The sequence below is a fragment of the Rhizobium indigoferae genome (assembly GCF_034554815.1).
GTDB classification, from domain to species: Bacteria; Pseudomonadota; Alphaproteobacteria; order Rhizobiales; family Rhizobiaceae; genus Rhizobium; species Rhizobium leguminosarum.
The window spans coordinates 426,151-449,924 of record NZ_CP140637.1 but is presented as its reverse complement, the minus strand read 5'-3'; the positions used below and the strand labels follow the sequence as shown (position 1 = coordinate 449,924).

The following is a 23,774-nucleotide window of genomic DNA, read 5'->3' as shown; positions in this document are numbered from 1 at the left end:
CGCCTGGTGTGTACGATCTTTTCACCCAAGATGACGGTGGCTGCGCGGCGGCTGCTGCATTGAACATCGGGTCTGGAGGGGCGCATGGAGTTCCAAAAGGCATTTCCCATTGCCGTCATCGACGAGGATTTTGAGGGCAAGAGTGCTGCAGGGCGCGGGATGCGCGATCTGGCAGCGGCGATCGAAAACGAGGGGTTCCGTGTTGTTTCCGGCGTCTCCTACGAGGATGCGCGTCGCCTGGTACATATTTTCAATACGGAATCTTGCTGGCTGATTTCCGTCGACGGCACTGAGGACAAAGCCTCGCGTTGGAAGGTGCTGGAAGAGGTTCTATGCGACAAGCGCCAGAAGAACGACCGGATGCCGATCTTCCTTTTCGGGGACGACACGACGGCGGAGGATGTTCCGGCCACCGTGTTGCGCCACGCTAACGCTTTCATGCGGCTATTCGAGGATTCGGCAGAGTTCATGGCGCGGGCCATCGTGCAGGCTGCCCGCAACTACCTCGATCGGCTGCCGCCACCGATGTTCAAGGCTCTGATGAAGTATACGCTCGAGGGAGCATATTCCTGGCACACGCCCGGTCATGGCGGAGGAATCGCCTTCCGCAAAAGCCCGGTTGGTCAGCTCTTCTACACGTTCTTCGGTGAAAACACGCTCCGCTCCGATATCTCCGTATCGGTCGGCAGCGTCGGTTCGTTGCTGGATCACGTCGGGCCGATCGCCGAGGGCGAGCGCAACGCGGCGCGCATTTTCGGTACCGACGAAACGCTGTTCGTCGTCGGCGGCACGTCGACCGCGAACAAGATCGTCTGGCACGGCATGGTCGGACGCGGCGATCTCGTGCTTTGCGACCGCAATTGCCACAAGTCCATCCTGCATTCGCTGATCATGACGGGCGCAACGCCGATCTACCTGACGCCGTCCCGCAACGGGCTCGGCATTATCGGCCCGATTTCGAAGGACCAGTTTACGCCGGAGGCTATCGCCCAGAAAATCGCTGCGAGCCGGTACGCCGGCGAAACCAGCGGCAAGGTCCGATTGATGGTCATCACCAATTCGACCTATGACGGGCTCTGCTACAACGTCGATGCCATCAAAGCATCGCTTGGCGATGCGGTCGAGGTGCTGCACTTCGACGAGGCCTGGTACGCCTACGCGAATTTCCATGAGTTCTACGACGGCTTTCACGGAATCTCATCCACCCAGCCTGCGCGCTCGCAGAACGCCATTACCTTTGCGACGCAGTCAACGCACAAGCTGCTGGCGGCTCTTTCGCAGGCATCGATGATCCACATCCAGCATGCAGAGAACAAGCGCCTGGATGTCACGCGCTTCAACGAAGCCTTCATGATGCACACCTCGACCTCGCCGCAGTACGGCATCATTGCCTCCTGCGATGTCGCGGCGGCCATGATGGAGCAGCCGGCCGGGCGCTCCCTGGTACAAGAGACGATCGACGAAGCAATCAGCTTCCGCCGTGCGATGAACGCGGTCAGGAAGCAGATGAACGGAAGCTGGTGGTTCGATGTGTGGGAACCGACCGTCGCAGAGCAGACGCCGAGCGATACTCATGCCGAATGGGTTCTGAAGCCTGGTGATGCCTGGCATGGTTTTGAAGGCCTTGCCGAAAATCATGTGATGGTCGATCCCATCAAGGTCACGATCCTTTCACCGGGATTATCGGCGAACGGCACCATGCAGGAACACGGGATCCCGGCCGGCGTCATCACGAAGTTCCTTTCCTCCCGCCGCATCGAAATCGAGAAGACCGGCCTCTATTCCTTCCTTGTCCTTTTCTCGATGGGGATTACGCGTGGCAAGTGGAGCACGCTTGTCACCGAACTGATCAATTTCAAGGATCTCTACGACGCCAACGCTCCGCTGACGCGGGCATTGCCGGCTCTCGCCGCAGCACATCCCGAGGCCTATGGCGGCATGGGATTGCGAGATCTATGCGAAAGCATCCACGCGATCTACCGCAAGGATGACGTGCCGAAGGCGCAGCGCGAGATGTACACCGTGCTGCCCGACATGGCGCTGCGGCCCGCAGACGCCTACGATCACCTCGTCAAAGGGCGGATCGAGAGCGTCGAGATCGACAACCTCATGAACCGCGTCCTTGCCGTGATGATCGTTCCCTATCCGCCGGGCATTCCATTGATCATGCCAGGTGAACGGATCACGGTATCGACGAAGTCGATCCAGGACTACCTGCTCTATGCCCGTGAATTCGACCGGAAGTTTCCCGGTTTCGAAACCGATATCCACGGCCTACGATTCACAGCCGGCGACAATGGGCGTCGGTACCTCGTCGATTGTGTTGCAGAGGGACGGCCACAATGATCCCGCGTGATGTGAAGTCTCCGACCGTTGCCATCCCGTTTCACAAGATGCTGAAGGTGGTGGCGGTCGTCGATCGCGACGACCCGCAGGTGCAGGAGTTGTTGACGCAGATCGCTTCGGAAAATTTCGAGGTGGAACTGAGGTATGATTATTCCGCCGACGTGTCCGAGGATGCCTCCGTCGGAGCCTATATCGGTTCGGTCGAAGGCGGGCGCCTGGCGGGTGCGCGTTCCTTCCTTCGCTCCGTCCGGGACATTGGATTTCGCACTCCCGTCTGGGCGATGGCCGATACCTTGACCATCGCGGACCTGGACGTTGTGGAAATGGCTGGCGAGGTGGACGGTTTCATCTATCTCGGGCAGCAGACACCGGCCTTCTACGCCAAGCAGATCATCTCCAGCCTGGTCAATTACGGCAAGTCGCTGCTGCCACCGTTCTTCGGAGGCATGATGGCCTATGACGGCGAGGCCAATATCGCCTTCGATTGCCCCGGTCACCAGGGCGGGCAGTTCTATCGGAAGTCGCCCGCGGGGCAGCTCTTCTTCAAGTATTTCGGGGAGGGCATTTTCCGCAATGATCTTTGCAATGCAGATGTGGATCTTGGAGATCTGCTGATCCATGAAGGGCCCGCGGCCGAGGCCCAGAAGCAGGCGGCGCGCATCTTCGGCGCGGATCGCACCTATTTCATCCTGAACGGAACCAGCACCTCCAACAAGGTTGTTGCTAACGCGGTGCTGCGGAGCGGCGATCTCGTGCTCTTCGACCGCAACAATCACAAGTCCCTTCACCAGGGTGCGCTTGTGCAGGCTGGTGCTATTCCCATCTACCTGCCAACGGCCCGCAACTCCTTCGGCATGATAGGCGCGGTCGATTGGGAGGCTTGGGATGAAGGCTGGTTGCGGCAGAAGATTGCGGCGCATCCGCTCGTTGCCGACAAAGGCCGCGCCAATGCCGAGAGACCCTTCCGTCTCGCCTGCATCCAGCTCGCCACCTATGACGGCACCATCTACAATGTGCGCCAGGTGATGGAGAAGATCGGTCATCTCTGCGACTACGTTCTCTGGGACGAAGCCTGGATCGGCTACAATGCCTTTCATCCGCTCTTTGAGGGGCACAGTCCCATGCGCCTCGAGGACCTGCGGCCTGACATGCCGGGATTGTTCTCGACGCAGTCGGTACATAAGCAGGGCGCCGGCTTTTCACAGGCCTCGCAGATCCACAAACGCGACGAACATATCCGCGGCCAACGCAGGTTCGTTGAGCACAAGCGCTTCAATGAATCGCTGCTGATGCATGTGTCAACCTCTCCCTTCTATCCGCTCTTCGCCTCGCTTGACGTCAACGCCAAGGTGCATGAGGGCAAGGCGGGCGAAATGCTCTGGGATCGTTGTATCGAACTCGGGATTGAGGTTCGCAAGAAGCTGCGCGGCTTCGTGAAACATTATGAAACCAGGGGTGGAAGTCCCGAAGAGCAGTGGTTCTTCGATCCCTTCGTGCCGGACAAGATCTCGGTGTCCGGTTCAAAGCATACGAGCGACCTCGCTGAGACACGCTGGGAAGATATCCCCACCGATGTGCTCAAGCGCGAGCAGCAGTGCTGGCGGTTCGACCCGGAGGCAAAATGGCATGGCTACGCCGGCTATGCGTCCGGCTACACTATGGTTGATCCCAACAAGCTCACGCTGCTGACGCCGGGCATCGACCGGGAGACCGGCGAATATCGCGAGTTCGGAATTCCGGCGACCGTGGTCGCCAACTATCTGCGCGAGCAGCGGGTCGTGCCGGAGAAGTGCGATCTCAACAGCCTGCTTTTCCTGCTCACGCCGGCAGAAGATGAGAGCAAGCTGAATACGCTGGTTGCCAAGCTGGTGAAGTTCAAGAACCTCTGGGATCGCGACGCGCCACTGCAGGAGGTTCTGCCGACGGTGTTTGCAGCCAATCGCGAGCGTTATGCGGGCTACACGGTGCGGCAGGTCTGCAGGGAGATGCATTCGTTCTATCGCGATGCCGGCGTTAGGGGCCTGCAGCGCCTGTGCTTTCGTTCAGAGAGTTTTCCGGAACCGGCAATTGCGCCGAAACAGGCCTATGAAGCGCTGGTGGCCAACAATGTCGACTATGTGCCCCTCGTTGAAGCCGCTGGCCGGATCTCGGCGACGCTGGCACTGATCTATCCGCCAGGCATCGGAGTGATCGTGCCGGGAGAGCGGTGGGACGAAAGGGCGCGGCCGATGCGCGATTATTTCCTGGCTTTCGAAGAGTCCTTCAATCGCTTCCCGGGCTTCAACTACGAAGTCCAGGGCGTATTCCAGGAACGGATCGATGGGCGGATCAAGTTCTATACGTACGTCGTGCGCGAGCAGGGGGACGGGAGGATCTCATCATGACCGACAACACAATGCATCTTGCCAGTGAGGCCACGGCCAAGAAAAAGATGAACCTGGTGCAACTCACCTTCATTGTCGCGGTCAATATGATGGGTTCAGGCATCATCATGCTGCCTGCCAACATGGCGCAGGTGGGTGCGATCTCGCTGCTCTCCTGGCTTGTGACCGCCATCGGCTCGATGGCGATAGCCTACGGGTTCGCTCAGGCCGGGATCTTCAACCAGCGGCCGGGGGGCATGTCGGCCTATGCGGAGGACGCCTATGGGAAGGACGGCTTTTTCCTGGTGTTCTTTCTGTATTTTCTGTCGCTTGCCATCGGCAATGTCGCGATCGGCATCTCTGCGGTGGGCTACCTTGCGGGCTTCTTTCCTGTCTTGACCTCGACGCCGATCATGACATGTCTGGCGCTGATCGTTCTTCTCTGGCTGACGACTGCGGCAAATTTCGGCGGGCCTCGCATCACCGGGCGCATCGGCTCAATAACGGTTTGGGGTGTGATCATTCCAGTGGGTTTGCTCTCGATCATCGGGTGGCTGTGGTTCAGTTCAAGCACCTTCGCTGCCGCCTGGAATCCGAAGGGATTGACGCTCGGCCAAGGAATGGGATCGAGTATTTCCCTGACGCTCTGGGCCTTCCTCGGGATGGAGTCGGCGGCGCAGAATTCGGATGCCGTTGAGAACCCGAAGCGCGACGTGCCGCTTGCCTGCATGTTCGGCACACTTGGCGCCGCCGTCATCTACATCCTGTCGACGACGGTCATTCAGGGCATCGTGCCGAACGCAGAACTTGCGGCCTCGACCGGGCCGTTCGCGCTGGCCTATGCCAACATGTTCAACCCGACGATCGGCTCGATCATCATGGCGCTCGCAGTCCTTGCCTGTCTCGGCTCGCTCCTGGGCTGGCAGTTCACGATCGCGCAGACCGCGCGCACAGCCGCTGAGGGGCGAATGTTCCCCGCCGTATTCTCACGTGTGAACGAGATGGGCGCACCGGTAAAGGGGATGATCATTCTCGGCGTCGTGCAGACATGTCTTGCCCTGATGACCATTTCTCCGACGCTCAGCGAGCAGTTTTCCGCTCTGGTCAATCTCGCGGTGGTAACCAATGTGCTGCCCTATATCATCGCACTCTCGGCCCTGTTCGTCATCATGAAGGCGGCGGGCGTGCCGCAGGCGAAGTACAGGCTGAACGCCGCCGTCTGCATCCTCGGTATGCTCTACAGCGTGTTCGCTATCTACGCTTCCGGCAAGGATGCGGTGATGGGTGGAATGCTGGTAACAGGTATCAGCTTCATAATTTATGGCCTGATCGCACCGCGCTTCGCCGTGAACCGTGCGCCGGCCGAGTAGCAAAGGAGGAAAACCATGCCAATCAGCAAAGGTCGGTGGATCGCAACAGGCGCCTCCATATTCGCCATCGTAGTCTCAGCAGTGGGTTTTTCGCCCGCTCATGCACAGACACTGGACCGCGTCCGCGCAAGCAGTTCGTTGAAATTCGGCTATGAGGCCGATGCGAGGCCCTTCTCATTCAAGACGGACAACGGCGCGCCCGACGGTTATGCGGTTGCTCTTTGCAACAAGGTTGCCGACAGCGTGAAAGCCGAACTGAAGCTGTCGCAGCTCGCTGTGGAATGGGTGCCTCTCACCGGCGAGGCGCGGGCGCGTGCGATACAGGATGGCGTGGTGGATCTCGTTTGCGGGGCGGAGCCCGTCACACTCAGCCGCAGACAGGAGGTTTCGTTCTCGATCCCCATTTTTCCGAGCGGCACCGGGGCTGTCGTCAGTACGAGCGCACCCCTGGCTTTGCGCGAGGTGCTGGAATATGGCGAACCGTCGAGCCGGCCTGTCTGGCGAGGCTCGCCGGCGCGCACGATACTTGAGAACAAGACATTCTCATCGATCACAGGGACGACGAGCGAGCACTGGCTGTCGGACAAAATCAAGACCTTTCAGCTCGCCGCGACGACGGCATCAGTTGACAGCTTCCAGCAAGGGATCGAGCGGGTCCTTGACGGTCGTTCAGCTGTCCTTTTCGGAGACATGCCGCTCCTGATGGACGTTGCGGCGCGCAGCGACAATTCTGGCAATCTTGTCGTCCTGAAGCGGCATTTCACCTACGAGCCACTCGGTCTTGAACTGGCGCGCGCAGACGAGGACTTCCGGCTCATCGTCGACCGCGCGCTTAGCCAGGCCTATGCGGCGCAGAATTTCCGCACATTCTTTACGACGTGGTTCGGCCCCCCGGATGAAGCGACTGTCACTTTCTTCCAGCAGACGGCCTTGCCTGAATAGCATCACGCGAACAGGAGCGTCCGTTGAGCCTCCTTTTGAAAGAGATACGCGACAGCCCTATGCTGTGGTTGCTGATCGCCGTGCCGGTGGTGTTCGTTGCTGCGATATTCATCCCCGAGGCCCACACGACACTCTTTGTTCTGTCGGTGCTTGCTATCGTGCCGCTGGCCGGGTTGCTCAGTCACGCTACGGAATCAGTTGCCGCCAAAACGGGTGACGCCGCAGGCGGGCTGCTCAATGCCACCCTGGGAAATCTCACCGAGTTGGTGATCGCGCTGGCTGCCCTGCGCGCTGGCGAATACACGCTGGTGAAATCGTCCATCGCCGGCGCGATCGTCACCAACACGCTGTTCATGCTGGGCGCTTCGTTTTTGCTTGGCGGGCTTAAGTACCACTTCCAGGAGTTCAACCGAGCCAGCGCGCGTCTTCAAGCCGGCCTGCTCTTTCTCGCCACAGTCGGGTTGCTGATGCCTTCGGCTGTTGCTGAAATGGACTCCACCTCCGCAGCCGCCGTCACCCAACAGCTCAGTCTTGGCCTAGCCCTCCTGCTCATCGTCGGATACGGACTTGGGCTGCTGTTCAGCCTCAGGACGCATCGCGAGATTTTCGCCGCCGCAGAACACGCACAGACAGACGAAATGCCGTGGCCGATCGGCCTGGCCCTGGTCACGCTCGCCGGAGTCACCGTCCTCGTGGCGCTGGTAAGCGAGATCTTCGTCGAATCCGTGCAAAAGGCAGCGGAAGCTTTCGGAATGACACCTGCCTTTGTCGGTTTCATTGTCGTCGCACTGGTTGGTGGCGCTGCCGAAATGGCCTCGGCGTTTTCCGGTGCCCGCAAGAACCGGCTTGACCTCAGCGTGGGCATTGCGCTGGGAAGCGCTTCGCAGATCGCTTTGTTCGTAGCGCCCGTCCTGGTCTTGCTCAGTTACGTGATCGGTCCGTCACCGATGGACCTGCAGTTTCCGCCAGGCGTCGTGGTGATGGTGCTGCTTGCGACCATTACGGCGATGTTCGTAACCAATAGCGGACGGTCTGCATGGTTCGTCGGCGTGTTGGTGCTGATGGTTTATTTGATCTTCGCCATAACGCTTTATGTCTTGCCGCCACGAATGCCGTGAAGTGGATTGCCGCTCACGAGAGACAGCGGCAATCGTCCGGAGGCAAATAGACTGTGGTTGGATGCGACTGATGCGGTCTGGTGGATCTCGGGCTTGGGTTCCCCACGCTTCATCGCTCTCTCCTGACGCTGACCGCAGAAAGGTCGAAGTCGTGCCGTCAAAAGTAGGCAATGAGCCGAGCAATAGGCAAATAAGACGTCTGTTCTTCATCGCGCTTGCTAAGCAGCTGCGGGTAATCTGGCCGATTCTATCCGGCATTGTGTCGATTATGATCATCTCCGGCCTTGCAATATGGCGCATAGAGGATTGGCGAATCGACGAAGCTCTCTACTTCACCTTCGTTACAGGGCTTACTATCGGCTATGGCGATTTTACGCCCAAGCACGTGTCGGCGCGGGTGTTGGCAGTGGTGATCGGCTTTGCGGGAATTATACTGACCGGCGTCGTAGCTGCGGTCACTGTGAAGGCCTTGAACGCGACTGATCGCGGCAGCGCGGAGTAGTACATGTCAACGAGACGTCTTCCCCCGTCCGGCGGCGTGCCATCGATATGCTAGGTCACATAAAGCTAGGTTTTCGCGCTGGCATGTCCACGTTCGCCGCAAACGGCTTCCTAACAGCCATTGCATCCCAGCCGAACTCTCATTCCGAAAACACATCAATGCAGATCTCCTATGGTACGATCTGATACTCGAGCGAATTCGTATGATTTGCGGGGGTGCTTAACGCGGAGCTAATCAATGGGCAGAGAGCGTGGACGGAGGAAATTGATGCTTAGACTCCCTGATTTCCGTCGTGTTTTGGCCGACCAGGCCAGTGAGACACTGGACGAGATCTTTGAGGCTTATGATCTTGCCGCCGATGCGCTGGACCGGTTTCGAAGACAGAGCCCCAGGGAGGAAATGCTGATCAAGGAGTACGAGCAACTCTGCCGCGAGATAGAGCAAGAAGTCATCATGTATTGCACCGATCGGTGAGGAGGGGATGCACACTTTAAAACCGGAACGTAGTCCGTCGGCGGATGGAGAGTTTTCGACTTGTGACAAGTCCTGACACGAGTTCGGCGTGTTCTCATGCCTCCCGGCCTGCCGGTCACGCTTTGTTTCAAGCATTTTTCGATTCGCCTGGTGCCTCTGACGGCCAGGCCCAGGCTCTCAGCAATTCATAAAAGACACTGAGGACGATCGGTCCCAAAAACAGCCCCAGCAGACCGTATGACAGGGTGCCCCCTATCACGCCAATCAGTATGACCGGCATCGGCGTCGAGAGACCTCTCGCCATCAGGATCGGCTTCAGGACGTTGTCGACAACCATGATCGGGACAGCGACGATTGTGAAGATGAGCGCGGTCGAAGTCGGCCAGGAGAACCACGCCCAAATGATGGCAGGCACGAGTACCAGCGCAGGCCCGAGCTGCATTACGCAAAGGACAAACACCAGTAACGTCAGGGCCCCGCGGGCCGGAATGCCAAAGAGGGCAAAGCACAATCCGCATAAGAGTGCCTGCAGGAAGGCGACGCCTATCACGCCCCTCGAGACGTTTCGCACGGTCATTCCGGCCAAGCGCGCAAAGCCGACGCCCTTGTCGCCAGCGATCCTGCTTGCCAGTACCTGTATTGCCACAGCCAGTCGCGGCGACATGGTGAGTAGGATACCCGAGAGAATAATCGAGGCGACGAAGCTCAAGACACCGCCACTGAGCGAGGCCAATTTTGCGACGATGACACCCATGACTTCGAGAATTGGCGCTTGAAGCTTGACGATGGTCGATGCCAGATTGGTAGCGAGCTGGTTCCATGCGACATAAATTTGCTCACCGACAATGGGCCATTCGCGAATGGTTGCCGGCGCAGCGGGCAGCGCCAAGTTCTCAGCCCGCAATTTGGCGAGAAGCGGCTGTATCGCATCGGCAAAGTTGACCGCAACGAGCGCAAGGGGCACGATGATCAGGACGAGACAGGCCACGACAATGATAGTCGCGGCAATGACGGGCCTGTTTCCGATCAGTCTCGAAAGCGCCTCGAACATCGGAAAGAGCGCCACCGCAAGGATGGCCGACCAGGCGACGATCAGCGCGAAGGGCGCGATGAGAAGCAGGGTCCAATAGGCAAAGAGCCCGATAATACCCAATCTGACGAGGTCGCTTACCTTTGCCTCTATCGAAATCTGCCCCGTGTCGGCTCTCTGCGCCGTCGTATCTCCGGTTGTTTGTTCCATCGTCGCATCCCGTCCCGCGCCGTTCCGGCCGAGGTGATCTATGACGTCGTGTCGGGCACGACGTGCCGAATACTGCTATCTTCGACAAAATCCGACGGGCGTTTCTGGCGTTTGCCGAGATCAGGTGCCGCAAACTTCACACGCTCATAGGGAATGGATTGCAGGATGTGCGAGATGCAGTTGACCCGCGCATGCTTCTTGTCATCCGATGGCACGATCCACCACGGCGCATGGTTGCTGTCGGTCATTCGCAGCATTTCGTCATAGGCGCGTGTGTAGTCCCACCAGCGTTGATAGGATTCGACATCCATGGGGCTGAGCTTCCATTGTCTCAACGGGTCGTCGATTCTGCGCTTGAAACGGCGATCCTGTTCATCTTCACTGACCGTCAGGAAGTATTTCAACAAAATGATGCCGCTTTCGACGATTGCCGCTTCGAAGCGAGGCGCCAGTTCAAGAAATCGCTGTGCCTTCTTCTCGCTGCAGAAGCCCATGACGCGATCGACGCCTGCACGGTTGTACCAGCTGCGATCGAAGATCACGATTTCCCCAGCCGCCGGCAGATAGCCGATATAGCGCTGCATATAGATCTGGGACTTCTCGCGATCGGTCGGAGCGGGCAGGGCGATCACGCGAAAGACGCGTGGGCTTACCTTTTCCATGATTCGCTTGATCATGCCACCTTTCCCGGCGGCATCTCGCCCCTCGAAGACGATGACCACTCGTGCGCCGGATTTTTTTATCCAAGCCTGCAGATGGGCCAGTTCCACCTGCAGGCGGCTGATTTCCTTGTCATAATCCCATGACTTCTTCTTCTTCTTTTTGTCTTTGCCATTGCGGCCTGCCTCTGCATCGACCTGCTGGGGTTCATATTTCTCGTCCATGGTTCTCCTCCTTCGCGTCTAAAGCTCAGTGCTTGCCGAACCGGCATCGCTCGCTTGGCTATTCTTGCTCGTGAGCGCCGTCAGGGCTTCTTCCCTGCCATTGAAAAGGTTGTGAGCGCCGATCGCCTTGATCACTCCAGCGCGCTCGAGAATGTCGCGGCTTTCTTCGCTGAGGTCGGCGATTGCGAAGATGATATCTCGCTTCGCAAGGATCTCGGCCACAGCGGCGAGCGCGGTCGCGCCAGTGCTATCAATATGTGTGATAGCACTGGCATCCAGCACAAAGCACCTCGTTCCGGCCGCGAGCCCCTTCGCAATCGTCGTCAGCCGCATACGCAGGTAATCGGCATTGTAGAATAGGATGTTGCCCTGGATCGCGAAGACTGCCGCACCCTCGACGGGGCGCGCTTCCGGAAAGCGGGCCAGGTCGAAGAAACCATGCCGTCCCTCGATGCGGCCAAGAAGGCCGTCGCGCGGGAACATCGTCTTGCGCACCAGATAGACAAGGGTTGCGGCAACGGCGACGATTACGCCATTGAGAACGCCGAAGCTGATTGCGCCCCACATTGCGATCAGCGCAAAGACGAATTCCATGCGACTGATGCGCCAGATCTTTTTGAGCTCGTGAACATCGATAAGGCTGATGGCTGCCGTTGCAAGAATTGCCGCGAGCGCAGGGATTGGAAGTATCCGCAAGGCACTATGAAGGAAAACAAGTGCCGCAACCAGCGTGGCAGCCGAAACCAAACCTGAAGCTTGAGAGACGCCGCCGGTCGACAGGTTTATGGCGGTTCTCGAATCCGATACGCTGATCGGAAACGAACCGAAGAGGCCAGGCGCGATATTGGCGGCGCCAAGGCCGATCAGCTCCTGATTTGCATCGACCTCTTCGCCGGTCCGAGATCCGAAGCTGCGCGCGGCTACGATGCCGGCGCCGAAGCTCACGAGAAAGATCGCAGCGGAGCCGAGCACGATCTTGTCGAGTGGCATCTGATGGAGTGCTGGAAAGGAGAGCATCGGCAGCCCGCTCGGAATGTCGCCGACGACGGCGATGCCTCGTCCATGAAAATCAAAGATTGCGGAAAGAACGACCGACAGGACGACGACCAGAACGGGGCCGGGGACCTTGACCGGGAAGGCCCGGACCGCCCATAGCAATGCGAACATGAGCAGGCCGAAAAGGAGCGACGGCCAATGGATCGAAGCGCTCTTGCGGAGAATCTCGAGGAGCGGCGGGATCAATCCCTCCGACTCGATCTTCACTCCGGTAAAACGACCGATCTGGCCGACCAGGATCGAGAGGGACACGCCTGCGAAGAAACCGACAAGGATGGGGCGGGAGAGAAAGCTTGCCAGGACGCCGAGCTTCAGCAGCTTTGCAGCGATGCAAAAGAAACCGACCCCGAGGGCAAGGGTCGAGGCGATGGCGACCCGATCGATACCGGCGGCGGCGGGCTCTGCCGCAATGATCGCCGCCATCGCAGCCGCAAGTACCGTCATTGTGGCGGCGTCGGGGCCGATGACCAACAGCCGGGAAGGACCGAAGATCGCGTAGGCAATCGGACCAACGATGCTGGCGTAGATGCCGGTTTCAGGCGGCAGACCGGCGATCGCCGGATAGGCGATGGCGCTCGGCAAGCCCACGGCCGCGATCGAAAGTCCCGCCGGAATGTCACTGCGGAGCCAGTCTCGATTGAAACCGGCCAGGCCACGCAGGATCGGAAGATTGGCTATCACCGCGGCCTCCTGACATGTTTCTCTGCACCTTGCCGGCATCGCGTTTGCATCGCTGATGCCGAAAGGATCGGTCTCATTTCAGTGTTCCAGGAACACGAAGTTCATCCAGCTGCTCATGCGCAGAAGCACTTTTCTCAGAACTGCCACGTGGTGCCAGTGGTGGGTATAGACCACGACCTCCGCGACGACGACGCCCGGCAGTTGGTAACCTTCAGTGCTTTCGAGCAACTCGATGCGTGCCAGCGTTTGTCCGGGAGCAATGCGTTCGGGCGATTGCGGATCGATCAATGCGCCGCCTGGCCGCAACTGGCCTTGGGCCATCACACGTCGATGACCTCCTGGACCCGTGCTTTCGCGCCTTGGCCATCAGATGAGGGACGTCGTGGATCGCAATCACCGCGTAAAACAAGGTGATCACGACAAAGACCAGCACACCTAAAGCGAAATAGTCGAGAAACACAACGCCTCCCTTTCAGGTTTCTGATCATGATCTGAATTCACACCGTTCCGTCACTGTCGACCATGAAATTCTAGACCCGCTTTGGCGCAAAGACCCGTAGCATCACGTAAGCTACACCGGGGCCCTGGAAGTCGGTCCGTGCGACAAGAACGTCTCTGCGGAAACTAAAGAGGTGGGGTCCGCGAGATGATGCCATCCGAGTTTCCGTGTGCGGAATTTCCCGAGTTTTCGGAAGCCGGCTAACGTAGGATCGCGTATTTTACGTCTCTCGACGATCCGCCTGTTATATAGTCCCTTGCATCTGCTTAGCGTAGTTCGACGGCGGAGGCGGGGATGGTGTCGGGAGAAAGTGGTTCGACATACTTGTCCGCCCTCGAGACGGCAGAAACTTCTTTCCCCGAACAGAAGCGGCTGGTGCAGCGGCTTTTCTATGTCAACGAGCCCTTTCACAGCATGTGTGAGGATCTCGCTGCTGCGGCGCAGGCTCTGGCACATATCGAGCGGCTCCCGGAGGCGGTTCGAGAGGCGCGGCGGCAGGAATATACAGATCTCGTCGACGCCCTGTTGAAAGAAATGGGGGAGGCGATCGCCCAATCGAAAATTGTGGTGCTCAGGCGGTCGCCGCCGACCGGCCCGAAATCTCCGTAAGCGCTTCTGTCATTCAATGATCCTAGGGAGGTACGTGCGTTATGAAAGCAATATCTCGCAAACTGCTTGGTGGATTGTCGGCTCTCGCAATCATTGCGTTCCAGCCGGCCCTCCCGGCGCGAGCCCAGACCCCTGCGCCGGCAACGGCACCCGCACAGACGAGTGCCGACCAACCCGAAACCGCGCTTCTGTCGGATGATGAGCTAGAAGTACTGGTGGCACGGATCGCGCTCTATCCGGACGAGTTGGTCGCGGCAATTTCAGCTGCCTCGCTCTTTCCTCTGCAGATCATCGAGGCGCAGCGGTTCCTGGAGGCGAAGAAGAAAAATTCCGATCTCAAGCCCAAGAGTGATTGGGACGGCAGTGTCGTCTCGCTTCTCAACTATCCAGACATCGTCAAGATGATGAGCGAGGATCTCGACTGGACCCAATCGCTCGCCGATGCGCTCGCCAACCAGCAGAAGGATGTCCTGATTGCCATCCAGCAGCTTCGCGACGAAGCGGTGGCAAAGAACATCATCAAGACGGATGACAAGGTGACGGTTGTTACCGAAAACGACAACATCATCATCCGGCCAACCGATCCGGAAAAGATCTATATCCCGCAATATCCGCCGGAAATGCTCTATGAGCCGGACTATGCGTCAGCGCCGGTCTCCTATTACCCCGATTATTACGACAACTATTATTATCCCGGGGCGACGTTCTTTGCCGGCGCGGTGACCGGCCTTGCCTGGGCAGCCGTCGTCAACTGGGATGACTGGGGTGTATGGGGTGGCCGCTGGGATGGCGATATCGATATCGACTGCAACAATTGCCTGAACGACCGTAACTTCAACGGAAAGCTGAAATGGAACGACGTCGATTGGAGCAATGTCGATCGCAGCAAGCTGAGTATCGGCAAGGACCAGATTTCGAAGCTGGACCGATCGGCGATCAAGTCCGGGCTGCAGGCCGACAATCGCAACCAGTTGCGCAACAGGGCTAACGATATCCAGGCGAGCCAGAGACCTGCGAATCGCGCCAATTCGGCGCGAGCGGAAGATATTCGCAAAAGCACGGCGCAGGGACTGAAGGAGCGGCCGCAGGGAAATAGGCCTACGGCCGCCAATCGCCCGGCTGCATCCCGGCCCGAGGCGCGTCCTCAGAAGGCAGCCAATCGTCCGTCAAAGCCTGCGCAGAAATCCGTCAAGAAGCCCAGCAAGCCGCAGATGGCCGCCAGACCCGACAATCGCGGACGGCAACCAAGCGCGCTTGGCAACGTCCAGTCCGGTCGTCGCGAGGCTGTCTCCTCAAAGCGGGGAGCGCAGAGCATGGGCGCCCATCGCCAGTCAGCGCGTCCCCCCCAGCAGCGGTCGCGCCCAATGCCGAGTCGCGGCGGTGGCGGTCGTGGCGGCGGTGGCGGACGCGGCGGTGGCGGCGGACGGCGGTAAAACCTCTTTCTAGCTCAAGGAGTTACATCATGAGACGTCAATCGATCGCAATTCCGTTTATGCTTGCGACGGTGCTTTGCGCAATGCCGGCGGCACCGGCGCTCTCCCAAGTGCAGACAGATCTCGCCGAATACAAGGCGGCAACGCCGTCGCCGAAATTCGACAATCCATCGCTTGCTCTAGACAAACTGAAATCTGCCCTGAGTTCCGACAGTATCGACGATCTTGCCGCTTTGCTCGGCTTGAAGCCAGACAAGCTGCGCTCGAGCAATGAGGCGATGATCGCCTACGGATTGATCCGCGAAGGCGCCGAGCGTCAAGTGGTCCTGCGGGATTCTGCAGGCATGAAGATCGTTGCGATCGGCGATCGGCTCTGGCCGCTGCCGTTTCCGCTGACCGAAGGCAAGGACGGCAAATGGTCCTTTGACACCCAGCGCGGTTTCGAAGAGATCATCAACCGCCGCATCGGAGAAAATGAACTCGCCACCCTTGATACGATGCACGAATATGTCGCGGCGCAGTATCAATACGCATCCGAGGATCGTGACGGCGATGGCATTTATGAGTTCGCGAAGAAATTGATCAGCAGTCCGGGCAAACTTGATGGCCTGTACTGGGATCCGAACGTCTATCCCGAGGAAAGCCCGGCAAGCGCGCTGGTCGAGACGGCGGCCTTCGGCGCCGCCAAACGCGGGGAAGGTTACTTTGGCTATCGCTATCGCATCCTGACTGCACAGGGAGACCAAGTCCTTGAGGGCAAGAAAAGCTATATCGTCAACGGCTACATGACGGGCGGCTTTGCCCTTATCGCTTGGCCGGTCAAATATCGGGTGACCGGCGTGCAGACATTTGTTGTCAACGGGAGGAGTGCCATCTACCAGCGCGATCTCGGCCCGCAAACCGAAGCGCGGGCCGCGGCGATAAAAGATTTCAATCCGGATGCCGATTGGACCATCGTAGGCGAGTAGGATCCCGCCCAGTGGCCCCCTGCGCTATGGCCGACACACGCGAGGCAGCGGCCATGGCGCGGTTGGAGTACCGGTTGTTGCCCGTTACCTCGCGTCCAAGCCATTGCGGCAGCGTGAAGCGGTCATCCTCGCTCGCCATTTCGATCTCGGCGAGCGTCAATCCTTCGTACGGTTCTGCAAAGACGTCCACCTGCCAATGTCTATCGTCATGAAGAACGCGGTAGCGGGTTTTCTCGAGAATGTGACCGGCGGCGAGCAGAAGATCACGTGCCTCGCCGACGGGAATTTCGTACTCATATTCCTCTTTAGCGAGGCGTGACATGGGGAACTTAATTGTGAGGTATCCACAATGTCCGTCAATCAGGCGAACGCGCACGCAGCTCTGATTACGTTGGGACAGATAAGCCTGCTGTAGGACCTGCCCATTGTCGGCGCAATGACGCCAACTGTCGTCGCGGACCAGAAACTTGCGCTCGATTTCAGTCGCTTTCAATTGTGGTTCCTTCGCTTGGATCGCTCCGTCGGTCACTCGACAGGCGGTTCCCAGGTCAGGAAGAAGCCTACGTCGCCCGGCATGCCGTCGGGGAAGTTGATGATCATCGCCTTGAGCCCGTAGCCCTGTGGCTTGGCAACCTCCTCGAACAGTTCCAGAAGCTCCTTTGCCCTTCCCTGCAGCGTCTTCTGCCATCCGGGAAGATTATTATTGATAGCTCGACCGCTATCGGTGCAGAAAGTCGAGGGGAAGCTGTAGATCAGGGCCTCGTACTTGCCGTCCGCAGCTGCCTTCATCACGAGCCGCTTGATAACGGCGCGTTCCGCTTCACCGATTTGCTTGCGAAAAAAATCCTCCACGAATTCGGCATGTTTCTTTGCCTCCCGCGATTTGATCTTTTCGTTGCGCTCCATTTCGAGAAGCTGAAGCTCCAGAGCACGCTTGCGCAGATCCTCTGCGCTTGTCATCGAATGGGATGTTGGCGTCTCAGGTGATGTCATCGTCGCTTCCTCCATAATGCGCGGAAATGATAAGGCGCGCGGGGAGGCTAGGGCAGTAAAATACACGTCCGCTTCGGTAGTATACTGTATCTTACGCTGGCATGCGGCGCTCGCTGCCCCCTCCCTGAACGTCGGTGGCCGTCAAAGTTAGTTTGTCCCTGTCAGCTTGTTCGGTCGAATGGCGTTGCCGTTCTGACAAGTCGGGACTATGGTCTGCAGCATTATACTGCAGGTTGTTTGCAATCGGAAACTGGCGGGGAACCGATGACAAGTGCAGGTGTTGGTGCAACTAGCAGCGGCTTGGCTTCACACGAAGAAGTGCAGCAGCAACTCGAGCGCGTTCTTTCCAGTCCGGAATTTCGCCTTCCCGAGCGGGCGAGACGATTCCTGGAATTTGTCGTGACTGAAACGCTTGCCGGTCGTCGCGACTATTTAAAGGCCTTTACCATCGCGCAAGCCGTTTTTGGCAGAGATGCGAATTTCGACGCCCAGCAGGATCCGTGCGTACGCATCGAAGCAGGGCGGCTGCGCAGAGAGCTGGAGCACTATTATCTGACTGCCGGCAGCGCCGACCGGGTCATCATCACAATTCCGAGGGGCGGCTACGCTCCGGTCTTCGACGTGAGGCCGGGCGTTGAAACGGTAGCGATGCCGCAATCCGAATGGCCGATATCTTCGGAGGAGGGCTTACAACGGATTGATGCCCCCAGGGATGGAATCAAGCAAATTACGGCAAATCCCCAATTGTCACGATCCCGAAATTGGCTCCTTGCCGGAGGTGTGGTGATAAGTCTTCTCTCGGCCGCCGCGCTGCTTCAGCATGACAGGCCGCTTGACGCGGGAACTGAGTTAGCATCCGGAGTCGGCAGTCGCCCGATCATTGTCGTCGAGCGCTTCGAAAGCAGTTCCGACGGGAGACTTGCGTTGGACATTTCGCAGGGCATCACCGACGACATTATTGAAAAGCTGGTTCCCTTTAACGACATTGTCGTCGTTACCGACTTGCCGCGGTCCAGAGAGGGGCAGATTTCGCCAGAGCCGCTTTATGCCCTTCAGGGAGGCGTGCGATTGGAAAGCAGCATGCTGCGTTCAACCGCGCGGCTTGTACGGCGGACGGATGGGGCCGTTATCTGGGCGAGCAATTACGATGCCGACATGAAAGTGCAGGGCATCTTGAAAACGCAGGCAAGTCTTGCCGAGCAAATTGCAACGGCAGTCGCGCGTCCATTTGGCGCCATGTTCCAGACCGATACCGCCAATATCGCTAATGGCGCGGACGCCTTTTCATGTGTCTTGTCCTATTACAGCTACCGCAGCGACATGACTGCCCGTGCACACGAAAAGGCAAAAACCTGTCTGCAACTGGCAGTTGAGGAAGAATCGGCCGATTCCAACGCCACGGCCTTGTTGTCCCTGACCTATCTTGATGAGTTTCGCTTTCCGTATCAGTTGAATACAAGGCCGACCGTCGCCACGCTTGGCGTCGCAAAGAAATTTGCAGAGCGCGCCGTGCAACTCGACCCAAAGAATGCGCGCGCACTTCAGGCCCTCATGCTTGCCAATTTTTTCGGTGGTGATTTGGCCGGGGCCATGCGCGCCGGCGAGGCGGCCTATGCCAGCAATCCGAACGACACTGAAGTGGCCGGTGAATACGGCTTGCGCTTGTCGATGTCGGGCCAATGGGGCAGAGGATGCGAGCTGATTTCGGCGGTCGTGAGCAAAAATGCTGGCCCCCGCGGGTATTACGAGGTGGGAATGGCGCTTTGCGCCTTCATGCGAGGGGACACACAGGCTGCGGAACTATGGTCCCGCATGTCGGACCTCAATTACAATCCGATGCATCGTCTCGTGCTGGTCGCTATCCTCGGCTCCATGGGAAAGAAGGCCGAGGCGAAGGAGCAACTCGACTGGATCGAGCTCCACTCACCGGCGTTGATCCCGAATATTAAACAGGAGGTCGCCAGTCGGCTGGTGCGGATCGAAGACCAGGAGCGGTTTTTTGTAGGACTGCAGGCAGCCGGCTTGCCGCTGCAATACGACGAGAAGCCTGGGAACTGAGTGTAACGACTGCAACGTCGGTTTTATTGGTGAAAGCAGGGTCGTCGCGTGCAGCATGAAGGTCGAGGTGACGGGTCGCCATGACAATGAGCTGATCCAAATCAGATCGCTATTCTCTTCACGACAAAAGGTTAATCGGCCCATCTATCCTGGGCATCGGAGCCGAACAGGATGATCGTCAAGATCCTGGCGCGCTTATTGAACTCGACCGCGTTCTCGTTGCTTGCAAAGCGGCATCGGGATGGTTTCATGAGAAATCGACAGGCGAAAGTTTCGCACCGCCTACTCTCAGCTTTGCGATCAGACCTCAAGAAACCTTCATGAAAGGTCGGGGTTGAAATGGCCGCACCCGGCTCCAAATCCGTCGGCGGTAGTCGAAACGCAAGGGCAGGGGCGCATGGGCAACGGGCATATCGATCGGATCGGCCGGGTCAAATCAGCCTTGGGTTTCGTTCTCGTGCTTTTCGGCGTCTTCTCCTGCCACCAGGCATTTGCGGCGCCCGCCGATATCGACGGCCTGATTATGACTCTGCCCGACCCTGCCTCCGGTTGGAGGAAGGCGGGCAAGGGCAATCTCTTCATGCTGCAGAAGGATTTTCCGGAGACGGAGGACGACAAGCGCGGCAGCGCTCTGATCCAGATCACCAAGCCGCTCACGGCAGCACGCAGTTCCCTGCAGGCCGGCATGAAGACCTTCGTCGCGACGCTGCCCGACATGGCGAAGGAAGATATCCTGATCAAGCATTACGGGGTCACGGTGAACGGCCACGATATTCGCGTTGAAGAACGCTGCTGCGTCCATCAGAAGAACGTGAGCATCAGCCAGATCGTCGTCGGCATCGCCGGCGACAAGCAGCAGGTCTATCTGCAGCTCGTGCTGCTGAATGTGAACGGTGACAGAAGCAGTGGCGCCGAGGCCGATTTCGCGACCCTCGTGCGTTCGGTGAAGCTTGATTCTTCAGACAAAGATTTCGACCTCGTGGCGACGAGCGCTGACGGCGGGCTGGACGGCGTCTTCACCCATCTCGATACCGGTGTCCGGCCGAATGTCTTTGGCGGCATGGATTTTTATTCGGACAGCACGATCACCATGTTCGACCCGCAGGGGCTGTTCAGCACGGAACTGCCGAAGGGCGGCCGAAGCATCACCGAACATTGCAAGGAGACCCCGACCGATTGCGGCCTCTACAAGCTTACCGGCGGTGGTTTTTTCTCCTCCGCCGGATCGATCGAAATGCGTAGTGTCACCTCTGCCTACGGGACGATCGAGATCGAGACGAAGACATTCTCGAAAAAAGGTGAGGACCTGGTGATTGCCGACGCAGACTATCGCGTCGTGCCGCCCTTTAAGGAGGGCACGACGCTCGACGGCGAATGGGTATCCACCTTCGCCTCGAGCGGCATGACCGCGACCTCATCGGGATCGGTGGCCTCCAGCCATACGCTGACGCTTCATCGAAACGGTACTTTCGAACGCACAGGCTGGTCCGGCGCCTCGATGACGAACGAAATCGGCGGATCGCAATCGGGCGTTACCACGTCAGGCAAACAGCCGAAAGCGAGCGGACGCTACAAGCTTTCCGGCTATCGCCTCGATCTGACCGACGCGAGCGGCAAGACGGAAACCATGAGCATATTCGAGCCAGACAAAGGCTCCGATGGGCTTCTGGTGATCAACGGCAGCAATTACCTGAAGGACGATGGGAAATAACCAGACAGCGCCCAAGCTATTGATAAATTGGATTTATATGGCGACGCATTGACCTCCCCGTCGGATGGAAAGCCACCGTGGGTATCGGTCACTTCGAGCCGTCGGCAATGCGCGAATCACTTGAAATCTGTGTCATGTCGCCATCCGTCTCGATCGGCTGAAACGGGAGGTTTGGTTAAGCATTTGTAAATTGGTAACGAATCGAGGCATATAGTAACTGCGCAGCTGAAGCGCTTTCGTTCAAAATTGCGCAGTTACTTGGGGAAAAGATCATGCAGCCGAGTCTTGCTCTTCAAGACGATCAAGAGCACCTCCCATCGCTTCTGGCAACAGATGCGAAGGAGTTATCCTATCAACTTCAGCAGCATCAGGCAAAAATCTTCCCCCCGCTCTCGCAGAAAACCATCAGAACATTTTCGCCGGCGGAAGCTGCGGCTTTCATCGGCATCGGCGAAGGTTATCTCCGCCAGGTGGCGGCCGACGGCCATGGGCCCGATCCGCTCGCAAACGGACGGCGGCTCTATAGCGCAACGGATATGGATCGCATTCGCCGGGTCCTCGACGAGCGAAACGGAACGCCGAAATATGTGCCGGCGCGCAGGCCGGGTGAGAAGCTCCAGATCATCTCCGTCATGAATTTCAAGGGTGGCTCGGGCAAGACCACCACTGCGGCCCATCTTGCGCAGTTCATGGCGCTGCGAGGCTACCGCGTGCTCGCCGTCGACCTCGATCCGCAGGCCTCCTTGTCCGCCTTGTTCGGTCATCAGCCGGAGTTCGACGTCGGAGAGGGCGAAACGATCTACGGTGCGATCCGATATGATGATCCGCGCCCCATCGCCGACATCGTGCGCGCCACCTACACGCCCAATCTCCATCTCATTCCGGGCAATCTCGAGCTGATGGAATTCGAGCACGAGACGCCGAAGGCGATGGCGTCGGGGACGGCGGAGACGATGTTCTTTGCCCGCATCGGCGAGGTCCTGACGGAGATCGAAAGCCTTTATGACGTCGTCGTCATCGACTGCCCGCCACAGCTGGGTTTCCTCACGATGTCGGCGCTCTGCGCGGCAACCTCGGTCTTGATCACGGTCCACCCGCAGATGCTGGATGTCATGTCGATGTCGCAGTTTCTGACGATGACGAGTGAGCTGATGTCGGTCGTCGAAAAGGCCGGCGGGCGTACCAGCTATGACTGGATGCGCTATCTCGTGACCCGGTTCGAGCCGAACGACGGACCGCAAAGCCAGATGACCGGCTTCATGCGGGCGATCTTCGGCAATCGAATGCTGCACAATGCCATGGTGAAATCGACGGCGGTCGCCGATGCTGGCGTCACCAAGCAGACTCTCTACGAGGTCGAGCGGTCGCAGTTCACACGCGGAACCTACGATCGGGCACTGGAATCCCTCAACCTCGTGAATGGCGAGATCGAAGCGCATATTCGCTCGACCTGGGGAAGGAAATAGATAGATGGCGCGCAAGAACCTCATCGAAATTTCCGCTCCGAACCCGGAAAGGATGGACGCGGTCGCACCACGCGACAATCGTCCGATCGCCGGATTCGTGCCGCAGGAGCGCAGCGCTGCGCCTGTCGGCGGCATTACGAAAACGCTCGGCAACATTACCGAGAAAATGGAGCGGGCGAGTGAACTGGAAAGGCAGCTTGCCACCGGCCAGACCATCATCGAGCTCGATCCCGGCCTGATCGACGCTTCCTTCGTCAGCGACCGATTGGCGATCGATGCGGCCGAACTCGCACAGCTCGTCGAGCAAATCCGTGAGCACGGGCAGCAGGTTCCGATCCTAGTCCGCCCACATCCCGAAACCAGGGGACGCTACCAAGTCGCCTATGGCCATCGTCGCCTGGCTGCTGCCCGAGAAATCGGCATCAGGGTGCGCGCGGTCGTTCGCGATCTTACCGACGGTCAGCTGGTCGTCAGCCAGGGACAGGAAAACAGCGCTCGAACCAATCTCTCCTACATCGAGCGCGCGCTCTTTGCATCGCGGCTCGAGGAACGCAGCTTTGGCCGCGATGTCATTATGGCCGCTCTCGGCGTGGACAAGGCGGCGCTGTCGAGAATGCTGATCGTCATACGACAGGTCCCCCTCAGGCTCGTCAACGCCATAGGTGCAGCACCTGATATCGGCCGCCGGCGATGGTTGGAATTGGGCGAGCGGCTTGAGAAAGCTGACGTCGAGAAGATCATCGCGGAGTTGTCCGCGGACGACGCGCGCAAAATTTCGAGTGACGAGCGGTTTCAGCGGGCACTCGTTCTGGCAACGAAGAAGACGGCTGCGCCGAAGCCGGCGGTGGCCAAAACCCAGGTTACTGGCGTGCCTGTCATGATCAAGAAGACAGTATCCGGTGCGACCTTCGTCTTCGACGGCAAGACGGCACCCGGTTTCGATCAATTCGTCCAGGAACGGCTGAAAGGCCTGTTCCAGGAGTTCAACAAGGACAGAGGAGCGTAGAGCGCAAAAGAAAAAGGCCCCCAACGACGCCGTCGTGGAAGCCCTTCTCAGATCT

19 protein-coding genes and 2 pseudogenes are annotated in these 23,774 nt (G+C 58.6%); 14 read left to right on the top strand and 7 right to left on the bottom strand.

What is annotated here, in order from left to right; translation table 11 throughout:
- The first annotated feature begins 84 nt into the window (after positions 1-84).
- The 7 genes from U5G49_RS28630 (at position 85) to U5G49_RS28600 (ending at position 9,115) form a co-directional block, all read left to right on the top strand.
- Positions 85-2,346, top strand: coding sequence for an arginine/lysine/ornithine decarboxylase (locus U5G49_RS28630; RefSeq protein WP_193442908.1), 2,262 nt, complete (start codon positions 85-87; stop codon positions 2,344-2,346).
- The gene (speC, locus tag U5G49_RS28625; protein WP_193442910.1) at positions 2,343-4,730 is read left to right on the top strand and encodes an ornithine decarboxylase; all 2,388 of its coding nucleotides are present in this window, start codon (positions 2,343-2,345) and stop codon (positions 4,728-4,730) included. The genes U5G49_RS28630 and speC overlap by 4 nt, the downstream gene beginning before the upstream one ends.
- On the top strand, positions 4,727-6,079 hold the full coding sequence (potE, locus tag U5G49_RS28620) for a putrescine-ornithine antiporter (RefSeq protein ID WP_193442912.1): 1,353 nt from the start codon (positions 4,727-4,729) through the stop codon (positions 6,077-6,079). The genes speC and potE overlap by 4 nt, the downstream gene beginning before the upstream one ends.
- A gap of 15 nt (positions 6,080-6,094) precedes the next feature.
- Positions 6,095-7,021: an amino acid ABC transporter substrate-binding protein gene (locus U5G49_RS28615; protein ID WP_193442914.1), complete on the top strand. Its 927-nt coding sequence runs from the start codon at positions 6,095-6,097 to the stop codon at positions 7,019-7,021.
- Between the two features lie 23 nt (positions 7,022-7,044).
- Positions 7,045-8,139 carry a calcium/proton exchanger gene (gene cax / locus U5G49_RS28610; protein WP_112907030.1) on the top strand — a complete coding sequence of 365 codons (1,095 nt, stop codon included), beginning with the start codon at positions 7,045-7,047 and terminating at the stop codon, positions 8,137-8,139.
- A gap of 151 nt (positions 8,140-8,290) precedes the next feature.
- Positions 8,291-8,641 carry a potassium channel family protein gene (locus U5G49_RS28605; protein WP_018245771.1) on the top strand — a complete coding sequence of 117 codons (351 nt, stop codon included), beginning with the start codon at positions 8,291-8,293 and terminating at the stop codon, positions 8,639-8,641.
- 237 nt (positions 8,642-8,878) lie between these two features.
- On the top strand, positions 8,879-9,115 hold the full coding sequence (locus U5G49_RS28600) for a hypothetical protein (RefSeq protein WP_193442917.1): 237 nt from the start codon (positions 8,879-8,881) through the stop codon (positions 9,113-9,115).
- Positions 9,116-9,242: 127 nt separating this feature from the next.
- Here the strand turns inward: U5G49_RS28600 and U5G49_RS28595 are convergent, their stop codons facing one another.
- From U5G49_RS28595 to U5G49_RS28575, 5 genes and pseudogenes are all read right to left on the bottom strand, one after another.
- Complete coding sequence (locus U5G49_RS28595; protein WP_193442919.1) at positions 9,243-10,355, bottom strand: AI-2E family transporter; 1,113 nt, start codon at positions 10,353-10,355, stop codon at positions 9,243-9,245.
- A 38-nt stretch (positions 10,356-10,393) separates the two neighbouring features.
- The gene (ppk2, locus tag U5G49_RS28590) at positions 10,394-11,239 is read right to left on the bottom strand and encodes a polyphosphate kinase 2 (protein WP_018245768.1); all 846 of its coding nucleotides are present in this window, start codon (positions 11,237-11,239) and stop codon (positions 10,394-10,396) included.
- Between the two features lie 18 nt (positions 11,240-11,257).
- Entirely contained in the window at positions 11,258-12,976 is a 1,719-nt protein-coding gene (locus tag U5G49_RS28585; protein WP_193442921.1) for a SulP family inorganic anion transporter, read from the bottom strand.
- Positions 12,977-13,054: 78 nt separating this feature from the next.
- A pseudogene (locus U5G49_RS28580) lies at positions 13,055-13,341 on the bottom strand (HlyD family secretion protein); the annotation flags it as partial.
- Positions 13,323-13,436: pseudogene (locus U5G49_RS28575) on the bottom strand (DUF3302 domain-containing protein); the annotation flags it as partial. The pseudogenes U5G49_RS28580 and U5G49_RS28575, both read right to left, overlap by 19 nt.
- 333 nt (positions 13,437-13,769) lie before the next feature.
- On the opposite strand from U5G49_RS28575, the gene U5G49_RS28570 reads away from it, so the two are divergent.
- From U5G49_RS28570 to U5G49_RS28560, 3 genes are read left to right on the top strand one after another with little or no spacing between them, the layout of a single operon-like run.
- Positions 13,770-14,084, top strand: a complete 315-nt coding sequence (locus tag U5G49_RS28570) for a hypothetical protein (protein WP_193442923.1) — start codon at positions 13,770-13,772, stop codon at positions 14,082-14,084.
- A gap of 41 nt (positions 14,085-14,125) precedes the next feature.
- On the top strand, positions 14,126-15,517 hold the full coding sequence (locus U5G49_RS28565; RefSeq protein WP_193442925.1) for a DUF3300 domain-containing protein: 1,392 nt from the start codon (positions 14,126-14,128) through the stop codon (positions 15,515-15,517).
- A 29-nt stretch (positions 15,518-15,546) separates the two neighbouring features.
- Positions 15,547-16,485, top strand: a complete 939-nt coding sequence (locus tag U5G49_RS28560; protein ID WP_018245763.1) for a DUF2950 family protein — start codon at positions 15,547-15,549, stop codon at positions 16,483-16,485.
- Here the strand turns inward: U5G49_RS28560 and U5G49_RS28555 are convergent.
- Positions 16,448-16,978: a CYTH domain-containing protein gene (locus tag U5G49_RS28555; protein ID WP_193442928.1), complete on the bottom strand. Its 531-nt coding sequence runs from the start codon at positions 16,976-16,978 to the stop codon at positions 16,448-16,450. The genes U5G49_RS28560 and U5G49_RS28555 overlap by 38 nt on opposite strands.
- A 32-nt stretch (positions 16,979-17,010) precedes the next feature.
- Complete coding sequence (locus tag U5G49_RS28550; protein ID WP_112907020.1) at positions 17,011-17,478, bottom strand: hypothetical protein; 468 nt, start codon at positions 17,476-17,478, stop codon at positions 17,011-17,013.
- Between the two features lie 264 nt (positions 17,479-17,742).
- Between U5G49_RS28550 and U5G49_RS28545 the strand changes: the two genes are divergently transcribed.
- The 4 genes from U5G49_RS28545 (at position 17,743) to repB (ending at position 23,719) form a co-directional block, all read left to right on the top strand.
- Positions 17,743-19,536: a hypothetical protein gene (locus U5G49_RS28545; protein ID WP_193442930.1), complete on the top strand. Its 1,794-nt coding sequence runs from the start codon at positions 17,743-17,745 to the stop codon at positions 19,534-19,536.
- A 397-nt stretch (positions 19,537-19,933) separates the two neighbouring features.
- On the top strand, positions 19,934-21,247 hold the full coding sequence (locus U5G49_RS28540; RefSeq protein WP_193442932.1) for a hypothetical protein: 1,314 nt from the start codon (positions 19,934-19,936) through the stop codon (positions 21,245-21,247).
- 272 nt (positions 21,248-21,519) lie between these two features.
- The gene (gene repA, locus U5G49_RS28535; RefSeq protein WP_105008296.1) at positions 21,520-22,713 is read left to right on the top strand and encodes a plasmid partitioning protein RepA; all 1,194 of its coding nucleotides are present in this window, start codon (positions 21,520-21,522) and stop codon (positions 22,711-22,713) included.
- 4 nt (positions 22,714-22,717) lie between these two features.
- A complete protein-coding gene (repB, locus tag U5G49_RS28530; RefSeq protein WP_193442934.1) occupies positions 22,718-23,719 on the top strand; it encodes a plasmid partitioning protein RepB in 1,002 nt (333 codons plus the stop codon).
- The last annotated feature ends 55 nt before the right edge of the window (positions 23,720-23,774 follow it).

Bases quoted from the DNA above. Each gene is read 5' to 3' on its own strand.
- U5G49_RS28630 (WP_193442908.1), top strand. From the start codon at position 85: ATGGAGTTCCAAAAGGCATTTCCCATTGCCGTCATCGACGAGGATTTT.
- U5G49_RS28540 (WP_193442932.1), top strand. From the start codon at position 19,934: ATGGGCAACGGGCATATCGATCGGATCGGCCGGGTCAAATCAGCCTTG.
- U5G49_RS28570 (WP_193442923.1), top strand. From the start codon at position 13,770: ATGGTGTCGGGAGAAAGTGGTTCGACATACTTGTCCGCCCTCGAGACG.
- potE (WP_193442912.1), top strand. From the start codon at position 4,727: ATGACCGACAACACAATGCATCTTGCCAGTGAGGCCACGGCCAAGAAA.
- U5G49_RS28560 (WP_018245763.1), top strand. From the start codon at position 15,547: ATGAGACGTCAATCGATCGCAATTCCGTTTATGCTTGCGACGGTGCTT.
- ppk2 (WP_018245768.1), bottom strand. From the start codon at position 11,239: ATGGACGAGAAATATGAACCCCAGCAGGTCGATGCAGAGGCAGGCCGC.
- speC (WP_193442910.1), top strand. From the start codon at position 2,343: ATGATCCCGCGTGATGTGAAGTCTCCGACCGTTGCCATCCCGTTTCAC.
- U5G49_RS28615 (WP_193442914.1), top strand. From the start codon at position 6,095: ATGCCAATCAGCAAAGGTCGGTGGATCGCAACAGGCGCCTCCATATTC.
- U5G49_RS28545 (WP_193442930.1), top strand. From the start codon at position 17,743: ATGACAAGTGCAGGTGTTGGTGCAACTAGCAGCGGCTTGGCTTCACAC.
- repB (WP_193442934.1), top strand. From the start codon at position 22,718: ATGGCGCGCAAGAACCTCATCGAAATTTCCGCTCCGAACCCGGAAAGG.
- U5G49_RS28550 (WP_112907020.1), bottom strand. From the start codon at position 17,478: ATGACATCACCTGAGACGCCAACATCCCATTCGATGACAAGCGCAGAG.
- U5G49_RS28565 (WP_193442925.1), top strand. From the start codon at position 14,126: ATGAAAGCAATATCTCGCAAACTGCTTGGTGGATTGTCGGCTCTCGCA.
- repA (WP_105008296.1), top strand. From the start codon at position 21,520: ATGCAGCCGAGTCTTGCTCTTCAAGACGATCAAGAGCACCTCCCATCG.
- U5G49_RS28595 (WP_193442919.1), bottom strand. From the start codon at position 10,355: ATGGAACAAACAACCGGAGATACGACGGCGCAGAGAGCCGACACGGGG.
- U5G49_RS28600 (WP_193442917.1), top strand. From the start codon at position 8,879: ATGGGCAGAGAGCGTGGACGGAGGAAATTGATGCTTAGACTCCCTGAT.